General features: G+C 53.5%; 13 protein-coding genes. 10 read left to right on the plus strand and 3 right to left on the minus strand.

Annotated features, from left to right (window positions below; all coding sequences use genetic code 11):
• Positions 1 to 32: 32 nt before the first annotated feature.
• Positions 33 to 1,004: a tripartite tricarboxylate transporter substrate binding protein gene (locus E0L35_RS11475; protein ID WP_138800345.1), complete on the minus strand. Its 972-nt coding sequence runs from the start codon at positions 1,002 to 1,004 to the stop codon at positions 33 to 35.
• 208 nt (positions 1,005 to 1,212) lie between these two features.
• Between E0L35_RS11475 and E0L35_RS11480 the strand changes: the two genes are divergently transcribed.
• From E0L35_RS11480 to E0L35_RS11535, 10 genes are all read left to right on the plus strand, one after another.
• On the plus strand, positions 1,213 to 3,000 hold the full coding sequence (locus E0L35_RS11480) for an IlvD/Edd family dehydratase (RefSeq protein ID WP_138800346.1): 1,788 nt from the start codon (positions 1,213 to 1,215) through the stop codon (positions 2,998 to 3,000).
• A gap of 59 nt (positions 3,001 to 3,059) precedes the next feature.
• Positions 3,060 to 3,761, plus strand: a complete 702-nt coding sequence (locus E0L35_RS11485) for a GntR family transcriptional regulator (protein ID WP_022523580.1) — start codon at positions 3,060 to 3,062, stop codon at positions 3,759 to 3,761.
• Between the two features lie 210 nt (positions 3,762 to 3,971).
• Positions 3,972 to 4,430 (plus strand): hypothetical protein, encoded by a 459-nt coding sequence (locus E0L35_RS11495; protein ID WP_138800347.1) that lies wholly within the window; start codon positions 3,972 to 3,974, stop codon positions 4,428 to 4,430.
• Between the two features lie 653 nt (positions 4,431 to 5,083).
• The gene (locus tag E0L35_RS11505; RefSeq protein WP_223828143.1) at positions 5,084 to 6,601 is read left to right on the plus strand and encodes an AMP-binding protein; all 1,518 of its coding nucleotides are present in this window, start codon (positions 5,084 to 5,086) and stop codon (positions 6,599 to 6,601) included.
• Positions 6,602 to 6,613: 12 nt separating this feature from the next.
• Positions 6,614 to 7,780, plus strand: coding sequence for an acetyl-CoA acetyltransferase (locus E0L35_RS11510; RefSeq protein WP_022523575.1), 1,167 nt, complete (start codon positions 6,614 to 6,616; stop codon positions 7,778 to 7,780).
• A gap of 15 nt (positions 7,781 to 7,795) precedes the next feature.
• The gene (locus E0L35_RS11515; protein ID WP_022523574.1) at positions 7,796 to 8,635 is read left to right on the plus strand and encodes a 3-hydroxybutyrate dehydrogenase; all 840 of its coding nucleotides are present in this window, start codon (positions 7,796 to 7,798) and stop codon (positions 8,633 to 8,635) included.
• A gap of 51 nt (positions 8,636 to 8,686) precedes the next feature.
• The gene (locus E0L35_RS11520; protein WP_022523573.1) at positions 8,687 to 9,253 is read left to right on the plus strand and encodes a LuxR C-terminal-related transcriptional regulator; all 567 of its coding nucleotides are present in this window, start codon (positions 8,687 to 8,689) and stop codon (positions 9,251 to 9,253) included.
• A 224-nt stretch (positions 9,254 to 9,477) separates the two neighbouring features.
• The gene (locus E0L35_RS11525; RefSeq protein WP_022523572.1) at positions 9,478 to 10,575 is read left to right on the plus strand and encodes a C4-dicarboxylate TRAP transporter substrate-binding protein; all 1,098 of its coding nucleotides are present in this window, start codon (positions 9,478 to 9,480) and stop codon (positions 10,573 to 10,575) included.
• 89 nt (positions 10,576 to 10,664) lie between these two features.
• On the plus strand, positions 10,665 to 11,213 hold the full coding sequence (locus E0L35_RS11530; RefSeq protein WP_022523571.1) for a TRAP transporter small permease: 549 nt from the start codon (positions 10,665 to 10,667) through the stop codon (positions 11,211 to 11,213).
• Complete coding sequence (locus E0L35_RS11535) at positions 11,206 to 12,516, plus strand: TRAP transporter large permease (protein ID WP_138800348.1); 1,311 nt, start codon at positions 11,206 to 11,208, stop codon at positions 12,514 to 12,516. Before E0L35_RS11530 ends, E0L35_RS11535 begins: the two co-directional genes overlap by 8 nt.
• 176 nt (positions 12,517 to 12,692) lie before the next feature.
• Here E0L35_RS11535 and E0L35_RS26645 read toward each other — a convergent pair whose 3' ends face one another.
• Positions 12,693 to 13,115 carry an opioid growth factor receptor-related protein gene (locus E0L35_RS26645; protein ID WP_249362132.1) on the minus strand — a complete coding sequence of 141 codons (423 nt, stop codon included), beginning with the start codon at positions 13,113 to 13,115 and terminating at the stop codon, positions 12,693 to 12,695.
• The gene (locus E0L35_RS11545) at positions 13,115 to 13,630 is read right to left on the minus strand and encodes a gamma-glutamylcyclotransferase family protein (RefSeq protein ID WP_138800349.1); all 516 of its coding nucleotides are present in this window, start codon (positions 13,628 to 13,630) and stop codon (positions 13,115 to 13,117) included. Before E0L35_RS11545 ends, E0L35_RS26645 begins: the two co-directional genes overlap by 1 nt.
• Positions 13,631 to 13,634: the final 4 nt, after the last annotated feature.

Consider the following 13,634-nt stretch of genomic DNA (forward strand, 5'->3'; position numbering starts at 1 on the left):
GATTCGCCATTTCCCTCTGCCGGTTAAGCGACTTACTGGTTGACCTCATCTTTGACATCTGCCCAGATTTCCTCGAATTGGCCTTCCATGTCTTGCATCATCTGGCCGTAGTCGTCACCGGTCTGGATGTCGAGATTCATGGCACGTTCCTGAGCCGTCTGCTGGAATTCCTCGTTATCTTTTAGGGCTTCAAAGGCAGCAATCAGCTCATCTCGTGCTTCATCTGGAATGCCTGCTGGTGCGCTGTAACCGCGTGAAGAGCCGGCCACGACATCAATATCTTTCTCAATCATGGTGGGCACATCAGGCAGGATATCTAGACGCTCTTTGGTGAAGACGGCGAGGGGGCGCAGGCTGCCCGACTTAATGTGGCCATAGACATTACCAAGGTTATTGAAACTGGCGTCGACCTTGCTTCCCAGGGCTGCTGTCGCGGAGGGGCCATCGCCTTGGAAAGGCACTTTTTGGAAGGACAGCCCCGTTGCCTTCTCAATCATGATGGTTGAAAAGAAGTCATCACCGCCGACGCCTGAATTTGCCACTGTAATCTGACCGGGGCGTTCCTCGGCAGCAGCGAGAAAATCTTCCACTGTTTGATAGGGGCTGTCTTCCGGCACCACGATAACGCCTGGGTCGGTTACCACGTTGGCGATGGGCGTTAGCTCGTCGATTGAGTAATTAATAGCGTCATTCATGATGTAGTTCGTCATCAGCATCGGGGTATTGGTGATGCTGATGACGCTGCCATCATTTGCCGACTGTTGGGTTAGCCGCGTCCATGCAATCGCGCCTGTGGCGCCGGGAATGTATTCATTAATAAATTCCACGCCCAGGGATTCTCGCAAAAATGGTTGGGTCAACTGGGCCAAGGTATCGCTGCCTCCACCTGCCTTAAATCCTTGAAGCACCTTAATCTCATCGGCTGCTGAATACTCCGCCTGAGCGGCGCCTGAAAGTATCAGGGCGGATAGTAGGGACGCTGTGTAAATGCTACGGATTTTCATTGTTATTACCTCAAGTGCTGTTTGTCGTTGTGATGCACATGGTTGAGCAAGGCGTGCTTGCACTATCCAACGTAGTTGCACATCAATAATATTGTCAATAATATTATTAATAATATTGCCAGCTAGATTTATACCGCCTAGCCTGAGGATCGAGAGCCGTATTTACGGACACCTCCGAGAAGCCGCGAATAAAGTAGAGGAAACCGCAATGAGCCAGAACTTTAAAAACAATAGCAACGGCAATGAGCGTCATGAATCGACATCTGAAGCCCCCACCTTGGGCATGTCCAACCGACTAACCAACTATGGCGATGCAGACTTTTCGCTCTTTCTGCGCAAGGCCTTCATTAAGGGCATGGGTTATACGGATGATGCGCTCTCGCGTCCGGTCATTGGGATTGCCAATACCTACAGTGGCTACAATGCCTGTCATGGCAATGTGCCTGGATTGGTCGAGAGCGTTAAACGTGGCGTCATGCTCGCTGGCGGCTTACCAGTAGACTTTCCCACCATTACTCTTCATGAATCTTTCGCTAACCCCACCAGCATGTACCTGCGTAACCTTATGGCATTGGATACGGAGGAGATGATTCGTGCCCAGCCGATGGATGCCGTGGTGCTGATCGGCGGTTGCGATAAGACCGTACCCGCACAGTTGATGGCCGCCGCTAGCGCTGGTGTTCCAACAGTCCAAGTCGTCACCGGCCCCATGCTCGCTGGCTCACACCGTGGTACGCGCGTCGGAGCCTGCACCGACTGTCGCCGTTACTGGGCCTCCTACCGTGGTAATGACATCGACGAAGCGGAAATTAACGAAGTCAACGACAAGTTGGTCCCTACCGTGGGTACTTGCTCGGTAATGGGCACCGCAAGCACCATGGCCTGCCTAGCCGAGACACTGGGAATAATGCTACCCAATAGCGCCACTGCGCCGGCTGTCTACGCTGATCGGCAACGCATTGCCGAACAGTCAGGTGCGCAGGCCGTTGCACTTGCACACGCAGGCGTTACGCCAGATCAAATTCTTACTCCTGAAGCTTTCGAAAATGCTTTGCGCGTACTGCTCTCCTTAGGCGGCTCCACTAATGCCTTGATTCATCTGACCGCTATCGCAGGGCGCTTGGGCATCGATATCGATCTTGAGGCATTTGACCGAATGAGCCAGGAAACCCCTGTACTGATGGATCTCAAACCATCAGGAGAAGGGTACATGGAAGATTTGCATCGGGCAGGCGGCCTGCCCACCTTGCTACGTGAGTTAAAACCGTTGTTACACTTGAGCGCCATGACCATCAATGGCCATACCTTGGGCGAGAACATCGATGCCGCCGTCCATCTCATCGATCAAAAGGTCGTGCGGTCAATGCAAAGCCCGGTCTACGCCCAGGGTGGTATAGCAGTCTTGCGTGGTAACTTGGCACCGTCTGGCGCCATTATTAAGCAGTCAGCTGCCTCGGCCGATCTTATGACTCACCGCGGTCGTGCTGTCGTGTTCACAGGTCTAGAAGACTTGGCTAACCGTATTGATGACCTGGGTCTGGATGTGCAAGCTGACGACGTGCTAGTACTACAGAACATAGGGCCCAAAGGAGCACCGGGTATGCCAGAAGCGGGTTACATTCCGATTCCCAAGAAACTCGCCGCTCAAGGCGTTAAAGATATGGTTCGCATATCTGACGGGCGCATGAGTGGCACCGCAGCAGGTACTATTGTGCTCCACGTCTCTCCAGAATCCGCTGAGGGTGGCCCGCTTGGGTTGGTACGCGATGGCGATTTCATATCGCTTGATGTTGCTAACAATCAGTTGAACCTAGAAGTGGATAACAAGGTGCTCGATGCTAGACGCCAACCCCTCAAGGGGGAGGAGGGCGGAGCGCCACTGCTGGGCTATCGGCGTCTGTTTATGGAGCAAATCCTTCAAGCCGAACAAGGGTGCGATTTCCGTGCCTGTCGGCCTGAACCTACGTGCCGGATACCAAGACAGAATGAAGCCTGAAAGCGAGTTTGATACACTTATTTTCCTTATGCACCGCAAAGAATGCTGAGAAAGCGATCATGAACCGAACTGCCCAGCCGCCCACTGTAAGTGGCGCCGAGACTCAACCCTCTACACCTGCAAACGGTGTCGATGACATCGTGGCCGCTGTAGAAGAGGACATTGTGCTCGGCCGACTGCACCCGCGTGAGCGGCTGGTCGAAGAGGCCATGATGGAGCGCTTCGACTGCAAGCGACACGTTGTTCGCCAGGCTCTCTTCCAACTCGATAACATCGGTTTAACTGAGCGCATCAAAAACAGAGGTGCTTTCGTCCGGAGTTATCCGCCGGAAGAGGTCGAGGACATCTACGCTATGCGCGAGATTCTCGAATTAGCTGCAGTGAGTAGACTGCCCCTGCCAGCTCCGCAGGAATGGCTTTCAGAGCTTGAAGATGTTCATCAGCAGCACAGCTCAGCCGTGAATGCTCACGACCTAAGGCAAGTATTCCATATGAACATCGCTTTTCACCGCACCTTATTCAGAGCCTGCGGGAATGAATATTTGTACGCTACTATTAATGAGTTCGCCCAGAAGGCTCATGGCATTCGCTTTATCGCGATTACGGATCGCGATGCTCTGGCTCAAGCCAGAAATGAACACCAATTGATGATTGACGCCATTCGCGACGAAGACCGCGAACGCTTGTCTGACCTGTGTCGCCAGCATCTACTACCTTCCAAAAACCGCTACTTGGCGCTTTATGCTGGCATTAAAGATTAAGTTTCACAGATTTTCCAAACCGTAGAAGCTTTTGTGTCACTTGAATAGGTTGTGAGTGGGTTCGGTTCTGAATTCAGCTAATAAGTGCAGCACCTGTGGTTTCTAGTGCTCCTGAGTATTCACCTAAGAACACCTGGGCTGGGGCTCGGTATCCCAGCCGCTTTCTTGGCTCATCGTTTGCGACTTAAAGAGTGTTACAGCGTAAGGGCCTTGGCAGCTGAAACAGGGATAAGCAAAAGCCAAATCAGCCTATCGCTGAAACGCTGCATCGAGGTTGGCCTCGTGCGAAAAGATCGCAAAACCGGCGTGCCGCGTGCGAATGTCAGAGCCCTATTTGATTTTATTGTGCATGGTCTGCGCTACGTATTCCCAGCTAGGCCTGGTGAAATTACGCGTGGAATTGCCACCACTTTTGCAGCACCGGTGTTAAAAGGCCAAATTTACAGTGCGGGTGAGTTGCTATTGGTTTGGCCTGACCCGCGAGGCAATAGTAAAGATCCGGCGGTAGAGCCGTTGTTCAAAACGGCAACTTACGCTGTACGGCGTGATAAAGAACTTTATGCGATGTTAGCGTTGGTAGATGCCATACGTTTGGGCCATCCCCGTGAAAGCAAAGTGGCCGCTGAACAGCTCTCGCAACATCTGATGACTGGTGCAAGGAGCCAATAATGATCCTGTTTGAGGATCAGCGCGCGATGCTTCGCCAAGTCGCCCAGGCACTCGGGGCAGGGTGGGCTACGCGCACAAGAATGACTGCCACATCTTATTCGTTTTTATCCTGCTGGCAGCACCGGTTTCCATTGAAAGCTCACGGTTACTGACTCAGTCACGGCTAGAGTGCGGCCAGAGTCAGTCCAGCGGCTTTTTCCTAAGCCTAGAACAGCTGTATATAGATAAACCAGAACATCTCAAAGCCACACAAGCGGCCTGAAAACACCGCCAACATCAAAAAATACGCCCCCAAAGCCCGCGTCTGCTCTATCGACACCCTGACGCGCCAGGCGGTCCGTGTTGGCATGAGCCCTGATAGTAAAGGTGGCGCTGTTATTGCCCCCATGATGCTAAAAGGCGATGTGTTGGTGATTACCGCTCAGGACGGCTAAACATTTGACTTCCGGGTTTGGTTTAAGGTGGACGGCGCTTCAGCGCTTGAGATTGTAGTGAGTGGGTCGGCCTTCCCATCATGAGATCAGGGGTGATGCCAGCACCGACACTAGACTATTAGTCTAGCGGGCTTCGTATTACTACGTATATCACTAGGTAGCCACAACCCCTAGCCTAAAGGAGCAATAATAACTAAAGCAGGAGAATGCTCCTTGAATGTGGCCAATTACCTAGCCGTCAATGCCGTTAGGTTTCCTCATCGTATCGCGACTTACCAGGGGGATGTGCCGGCGCTCAGTTACGCTGAGCTGGCTTGCCAAGCCCGGCGCTGGGCAACGTTTTTTGCCCGGCAAGGCTTAGCGCCGGGGGAGCGAGTCGCCCTCTTTCTGCCCAACAGCCCTGTCTATATCGAACTGCTATGCGGCGCCTGGTACGCGGGCCTGGTGGTGGTGCCGGTCAATGCCAAGCTGAGCGTGGCGGAAGTCGGTTACATTGCGGATGATAGCGGCAGCTGCATCGTGTTCTGCGAACGTGATGATGTAGCCCAGGCCCTCACCGACACACTCGTTTTGCCCCCCATGCTGCCGGAAGGTCTTGTTCATGAAGAGAGCTTCGATCGACCGGTTTTCCGTGCCCCTGACGCACCGGCATGGATATTCTATACCAGCGGTACCACGGGCAAGCCGAAGGGCGCGACGCTGACCCATCTCAATCTGGCGGCCATGTCGGCGTGCTATGCGGCCAACATCGAACCGGTGACGGCGCAAAGCAGGCTGGTGCATTTTGCCCCCATGTCCCACGGTTCAGGGCTGTATATCGTGCCTTACCTGATGGCAGGCGGCGCCAATGTCATTCCCGGTTCCTTGAAGTTCTCGGGTGAGAGTTTCGTGTCTACCCTGGCGGGCCATGACCACGTTTCCATGTTCCTGGCCCCCACGATGATCCGTCGCGTGCTGGACTACCTGGCGGCGCACCAGCCTGAGTATAGTGCCGCACATATCGCTACCATCACCTATGGCGGCGGCCCCATGTACGCCAAGGATCTCGAGGAGGCGTTAAGGGTATTCGGGCACCGGCTGGTGCAGATCTATGGACAGGGGGAAAGCCCCATGACCATTACCTTCCTGGGCAAGGGGCAGCACCATCAACTGACGCCGCAGTGCTTGAGCGGGGATGCCGAGGGCTCGCCCTTGTTGCCAGTGGGCCAGTCGCATCCTCAGCTCGAAGTCACTATCCAGGATCAGGAGGGTAGCTGCCTGCCCTGCGGCCAAGAGGGGGAAGTCTGTGTGCGTGGCGATATGGTGATGGCGGGCTACTGGAATAACCCTGCCGCGACACAAGAAACGCTGCGTGATGGGTGGCTGCGGACAGGGGATATAGGCCATCTCGACCCGCAGGGTTTTCTCTACCTGACGGATCGCCTGAAGGACGTGATTATCAGCGGTGGCACGAACATCTATCCACGTGAAGTGGAAGAGGTGTTGTTGCAATTTCCCGGGGTCAAAGAAGTGTCCGTGGTGGGGCAGCGTGATGCCGAGTGGGGCGAGGTGGTGATGGCGTTCATCGCCTGCTCGGTCTCGCTCGATACCACGGCGCTCGATCAGTTCTGCCTTAACAGGATGGCGCGTTTCAAACGCCCCAAGTCGTACCATTTCCTCACTGACTTGCCCAAGAATGCCTACGGCAAGATCCTTAAAACCGAGCTGCGCAAGCGGCTCGATGGCGTCACCAGCTAGGGAGTTCGTTCCATGCGTACTTATATCATTGGCACCGGTGGGCACACACGCTTCGGTAAACTCGAGCAGTCGCTCGAACAGCTGATAGGCGAGGCCGCGGTCGAGGCATTGGCATCGGCACAGATGGAGGCAAAGGATATCGATGCTGTCTACATCGGGAATTTTAATAGCGGCATGTGTGATCAGGAGTTTCCGGCATCGCTGGTGCTGAACGCGCTGCCGGACATGCGTTTCAAGCCGACTACCCGGGTAGAGAATGCTTGCGCCAGTGGCTCGGCGGCGTTGCATCAGGCGATCAATCTGATCGAGGGGGGCCTGGCCCGCAATGTGCTGGTGATCGGTGCCGAAAAAATGACCGATGCCGATGCTTCCCGGATCGGTAAAGGGCTATTGGGGGCGAGTTACCAGCCGGAAACCCGGCATCAACGTTCGGGGTTTGCGGGGGTGTTTGCCGATGTGGCGGCCCGCTATTTCGAGGCCTACGGCGACCAGACGGAAGCACTGGCACGTATTGCCGCGAAAAACCATGCCAACGGGGTGCATAACCCTTATGCGCAGCTACAGAAAGACGTGGGCGTGGCGTTCTGTGAGGCTGTATCGGAAAAGAACCCGGTGGTGGCGGCACCGCTGAAGCGTACCGATTGTTCTCCCGTTTCCGATGGGGCGGCGGCGGTGGTGGTCTCGTCCAAGGATGTGGCGGATGCCGCCGCACAAAAGGTGCGTTTCCTTGCGCGCACCCAGGTCACGGATTTCATGCCCATGCAGCAGCGTAATCCGTTAGTCTTCGATGGTGTGACCAGAGCGTGGCAGAACGTGCTGCGCGAGGCCGACATGACGCTCGATTCGCTCTCGTTTGCGGAGGTGCATGATTGCTTCACCATCGCGGAGCTGATGATTTATGAAAGCATGGGCTTGACGCCTTATGGCGAAGGCGCACGCGCCATCAAGGAAGGGTGGGTGATGAAAGATGGCCGATTGCCGGTCAACCCTTCCGGTGGCTTGAAGGCCAAAGGGCATCCGGTCGGTGCCACCGGGGTTTCCATGCATGTCATGGCGGCACGCCAATTGCTGGGTGAAGCGGGCGGGTGCCAGATTGCGGATGCGCATACGGGTGCTGTCTTCAATATGGGCGGTCTGGCGGTGGCCAATTACGCCAGCCTCTTGCAACGTGTCGATTAAGGCCGGGAGCGGACAATGACAATGTCGGCGATGACAAATACAGCAACAAGCTCAACGGTAACAACGCCTCACGCGTCTAGAACCCTGCTGGTCACCGGGGCATTGGGCGGTATCGGGCGTGCGATATGCCACCAATTCGCAGGCCAGGGGGACTCGGTGATCGTTCATGACATCCGCGCTGAAAGCGATACGGTTGTTACCCGGTTCGTCGAGGAACTGCGCCAAGCCGGTGCGCCTGTTGTCCATTACTTTCAAGCGGACTTGAAGCAAATTTCGGCCATTGACGCGCTATTTGCGGATCTCCGTGAAGAAGGGCTGCGGGTCGATATTCTGGTCAATAACGCCGGTATTCAGAAAACGGCTCCCATACAGGAGTTTGATGCGGCCACTTGGTTGGACATTCTAGCGATCAATCTAACGGCGGTTTACCGGTGCATTCAGCACGCGGTTGAGGACATGCGCCATTCAGGATGGGGGCGTATCATCAACCTTTCTTCGGTACATGGGTTGGTGGGTTCCGCCAATAAAGCTGCTTATGTGGCTGCCAAACATGGTGTGGTGGGGCTTACCAAGGTACTGGCACTGGAGACGGCGACCCAGAATATTACGGTCAATGCCATTTCTCCCGGCTGGACGGATACGCCTATTCTGTGGCCCCAGATCCAGCAGCGAATGGCCCTGTTGGGAAGCTCACGGGATGAGGCAGTACACAATCTGGTGACGGAGAAACAGCCTACAGGCCAGTTGGTTCCTCCCGAGCATGTGGCGGCGTTAGTCTATTACCTGGCGGGTGACCAGGCGGCGCATATGACCGGCACCACGCTGCCTATCGATGGGGGGTGGACCTGTCAATGAGCGTGGTATGCCAATAATGGCATGCCCAGATAACAGCGGCGGTGATCAGCGATGAATGCAACGGTGCTAGGCAGAGATCTTCTTCAGGTGGCGTTTGAACATGCGCCTTGTGCCATTGTCGTCACCAGGAACCGTCGTGTGCTGGAGTGCAACCATGCTTTTTGTGATCTCTTTGGTTATGAAAAACAGAAGTTGATCGGCCAGTTGATGTTGAAACTTTATCCTTCTTATGCGGATTTCAAGTCAATCGGTGATCTTCGTTATAAGGATCTTTTGCAGAACAAGAAGTGTATTGATGAACGTTTCATGCGTAATAGCCGCGGAGAAGTTTTCTGGACTAAAACGATAGGTAATACGTTAACCCCCGACGCTCCCTTTGAACTAGCTGTTTGGTCATTCATGAAAATCAATGTGGGCCGGGATAAATCTAATGACTTGACCATGCGCGAACTCGAAGTGTCCAGCTATATAGCGAATGGTCATACTTGCAAGGAAATCGGTAGGATGCTGCATATATCGCATCGGACGGTAGAAGCGCACCGAGCCAAGATAATGAAGAAGCTGGGGTGTCGCAATACCGCAGAATTAGTATCAAAAATCATACAGTTGGAAGATTGAGCATGGGGTGGCCTGGCGTGTTTCAACCCAGTTCAGAGGGGGCTGTAAAACTCCCTACTTGGATACGTAGTACTACGTATACCGTAGCGTACCTGGAGCGGCTAGGATGAGTTATATGATGCTTTGCCAATAATGAATCAATAACACTAAGTATCTATTCCTGCCGAGAAAAACTCGGGTTTTATAATAATGCTAATAAAGCAAAAAGATGTCAGGAGTTAATCATGAAAAGAAGAGACTTCTTGAAGATCAGTGCTGTTTCCATTGGTGGCACGCTGACGCTGACAACGATGCCTAGTACGTTGTTTGCTCAAACAAGCACGCGGCTTAAGTATGATTCTTATGTGACCGAACACGCTTCTCCTTCGGTGTTGGATCGGTGGTTCCTGGAGGAGCTGGAAAAGCGAACCAACGGTGCCGTTGAAATCGATTATTACTGGGCGCAATCGCTCAACAAGGCGGGTGCCCACCTTGATGCCATCAAGCATGGTATTTCGGAAATTTCGTTGATCTCCCCCGGTTATTACCAGAGCGACTTGCCGGTTACCCGTGGCCTCGAGTGGTACTACAAGATGGATCGTGCGGATGCCCTACTGAAGGTGTGCCGCGATGTGTACCAGCGCTATGAGCCGTTGCGGGAGGAGTGGGAAACACGCCATAAATCCAAGGTGCTGTATTGGACGAACTGGTATTACTGCCCGCTGATAACACGCGATCCCATCCACTCGATCGAAGACCTGAAGGGTAAGCGGATTCGAGGTTATGGGGTGGGCACGGATGTGGTGGAAAGCCTGGGAGGGCGTGCCATTCCCATGGCGGCACCGGAGGTCTATTCAGCCCTGGAGCGCGGCGTGCTGGATGGCGCCTACGGCTTTGATTTCATTACCGCAATCAGTTACGCCCTGCATGAAGCCGCGCCGTATATCACCGAAATCGGCGCCGGTCCTCACGGCCCTTCGGCCACGGTGATCGGTATCGATGTCTGGAATCAATTGCCTGATGACGTAAAGCAAGTCATGCAGGAATTGGCCGATGAAATTTACCAGGGCAAGTACCGGGAAATCTATTCGGGCATCGCGGAAGACCGTGTACGCAAGGCAATGGCTGAGGGCGCTCAATTCTCGAAGTGGGACGATGAGCAAATCGATAGGGCGCGTCACCTGGTACAACCCGAGCAGGTAAATAACTGGGTGAATAACGTGGCAAGTGGTGCCGGTATCGATGGCGAGGAAATGCAGGGAATCATCAATGAAGCCATTGAACGCCATGATGGTACCGGGGAGCTGAAGACACCCTACGAGATTTATCAGGATATATCCTGATTCCTGGCGCTACTTCACAAATAGCTGCATTCCACCAGGGCTGCTGAATAGCAGCCCACTGCTTTGTCATGCCGTTGGAGTAACGCACGATGGGTGTATTAGAAAAAACAGACCCAAAACAGGCTGAAGTGAAAAAATTAGCTGCATTACGGAAGATAGAGTCGCGCTTGGCGAGTGTAACAGGCGTCATTGCTGCGGCAGCGCTGCTGTTCATGATGTTGTCTACTGCACTCGATGCAACGTCTCGCAGCTTGTTCAATTTTCCACTACCGGGTGTTTACGAGTTTTCCGAAGTTTCAATGGCAATCATTGTTTACCTGGGCCTGTTATGGGCTCAGCACGACAAAAAACATATCCGTGTGTCGTTGATAAGTGAAAACAGATCTTTTCCGGTCAAGCAGGTGTGGGAAGGGATTGGTTGGTTGTTTGCGGCTATTTTCCTGTTAGCTATTACCGTGCCCACCATAGAGGGGGCTTATAGCTCGTTTCTAGATAAGGAGTTCCGCTGGGGAATCGTTCAGATGCCTATCTGGTGGGTAAAAATTATCGTTGCTTGTGGTCTTCTGCTGGCCTTCATACAAATGACGTTACATTTCATTCTTGCTATCTATTCTTCCTTTGGGGCTGCTGATGAATAATCCTGGCTTGCTTGGCTTGATTTCCGTGGGGCTTATTTTTGTGCTCATGGGGTTGGGTGTCCCTGTGTTCGCAGCCTTGGGTCTGGCGGGTATTGTCGGTATCGTCATGGTTCAGGATCTGAGCTATGTCTATAATGTCCTGCAGAATTTTGCCTTTGATGAAACGGCTGCGTACCTGTTAACCGTCATCCCGTTATTTATCATCATGGGTAACTTTGCCCTTCATGCGGGGGTTGGAAAGTCGCTCTTTCACGTGGCGAAGCGGTGGTGCGGGCATTTACCCGGTGGTTTGGCGATTTCTACGATTCTAACGTGCGCTGGTTTCTCCGCGACATCCGGCTCCAGCGTGGCCACTGCTGCAACGGTAGGCTCCATTTCGTTACCCGAAATGAAGGCGGCCGGCTACGATAAGCGCCTTTCGGCGGGCTGTGTCGCGGCCGGTGGTGTGCTGGGCGTGTTGATCCCCCCGAGTGTATTGTTGGTCTTCTACGCGGCATTGACGGAAGTGTCTGCTGGCAAGATGCTGGTGGCCGGTATTCTGCCAGGCATACTGTCAGTCGCCGTGTTCGTGGCCGGGGTTTTCATCATCTCTGTTCTGAAACCCGATATGTGCCCGAAGGGAGAACGGGTTGGTTGGAAAAAGCGCTTTACCTCGTTGCGCCGCTCTTGGCAGTTACTGGTATTAATCATTGTGGTGCTGGGTAGCATCTATACGGGTTGGGCGACGCCTACCGAGGCGGCCTCGCTTGGGGCGGTCGCTTCCATCCTGTTTCTGCTGGCTTCTCGGCAGGATAGATCGGCCAAGTTACAGTCGATTGGTACCTCTTCGCGTGATGCGGTCAACACGACGGTCATGATCATGATGACCATGCTGGGCGCAGGGGTCTACAGTTTCTTCTTGAGTTTGATCCAGATTCCGCAGTTGATCTCGGGCTGGGTGATCGACTTACCACTTCCCGCTATCGTGATTATCGCGCTGATTCTGCTGCTATATGTCCCCATGGGAATGTTCCTGGATGCCTTTTCCATGTTAGTCATCACCTTGCCTATTCTCTTTCCTGTTGTGACGAGCCTGGGCTTCGATCCCATCTGGTTCGGTATATTGGCGATCAAGATGTGTGAAATCGGCTTGATCACCCCGCCGATAGGGTTGAACGTGTACGTCATTGCTGGACTGGATAAGGATACTTCGCTCACGGATGTCTTTTACGGCGCTTCCTGGTTCATCCTGATGGAAGTCGTGACCATTGTATTTATTTTCTGTTTCCCGTTTATTGCCACTTATCTGCCCAATACAATGTAGGGCTTTATACGCGCGTCTTTTCAGTAATAGGTATCAAAAGCAAGCACATGCGCAAGGAAGACAGAAAGCTAATATTATTTTACATGACTTGATGCAAGAGAAAATTCCTGCCGTTGCTACCCAATGAGCCGGGTTTTGTTGACGCAGCCACCCGACACGCAATAACGGAACAGCGTTTAACCCCGGCTCGTAATGAGTTTGGGCCGATGTTTCTTAACTTGCGAAAAGGGCTGGATCCGAAGCTGCTCCAGTATCGCGTCGGTGACCTGCGTCGGTCGCCGACGCGATTGCTTAGGCCTGATCCAGGCTTGATTCAGATCATCCCCCACTAGCTCCCCAAATTGGAAATACCTCCGGCCGTCACGTGGCAATATCGATTTTGCTAGCATAATTGGCACCAACACGACCCGGGGCGTCAGTAAAGATGCAAAGGCTTTAAAGCGGCCCATTTCCGGGATGGGAAACAGCCACTGGATATAGTCGTGGGTGTGTTCCAGCCAGAAGTAGGGGAGTGCCCAGATGTCTTCTAGTCGACGACGACCCTTATGATCGTGGCCTTCCCCGCGGTAAAACGCGATTAAACACTCATCATTTCCCATTATGCTCCCCGCACTAACGATTCATTGAGCCCATGTAACACCATTTCGCGTACGTGGCGTTCGGTGTCTGGATCAATTCGGGCATCAATTTGTTCTAATGCACGGACATAAGCTGTGGGTAATCCGTGTTCTCGTGCGCCTGCTAACACATGGTGCTTGTACCATGTATAGGGCTGCATGCCAGTAGCGGTGAGCTTGCCAACATATGCCTGTACTTCAAACTGCCCGTCACCAACCAGGTCGGTTACCGTCAGCCAGGTTTCATCGTAAGCAGCGTTGAGCCCTTCATAACGATCCAGCGTCACCTTATGGTGCGAAGCCACTTCCCAGACGACGCCGTAGACAGACGACTGCTCAGATGCCGTTACAATATCGCATTTGCCAGAGCCGTCACCGCCTTGCTGATGAAAGGCTAGGCGATACGCAGGCAGAACGGCGATGGACACAAAGCGTGCTGGGATCCTTGCAGCTAAGCGCTGGGTAGACATATTCGAGCCATAAGCAAAACAGAGCACCGTT

The sequence above is a fragment of the Halomonas sp. ATBC28 genome (assembly GCF_005937175.1).
Lineage (GTDB): Bacteria > Pseudomonadota > Gammaproteobacteria > Pseudomonadales > Halomonadaceae > Vreelandella > Vreelandella titanicae.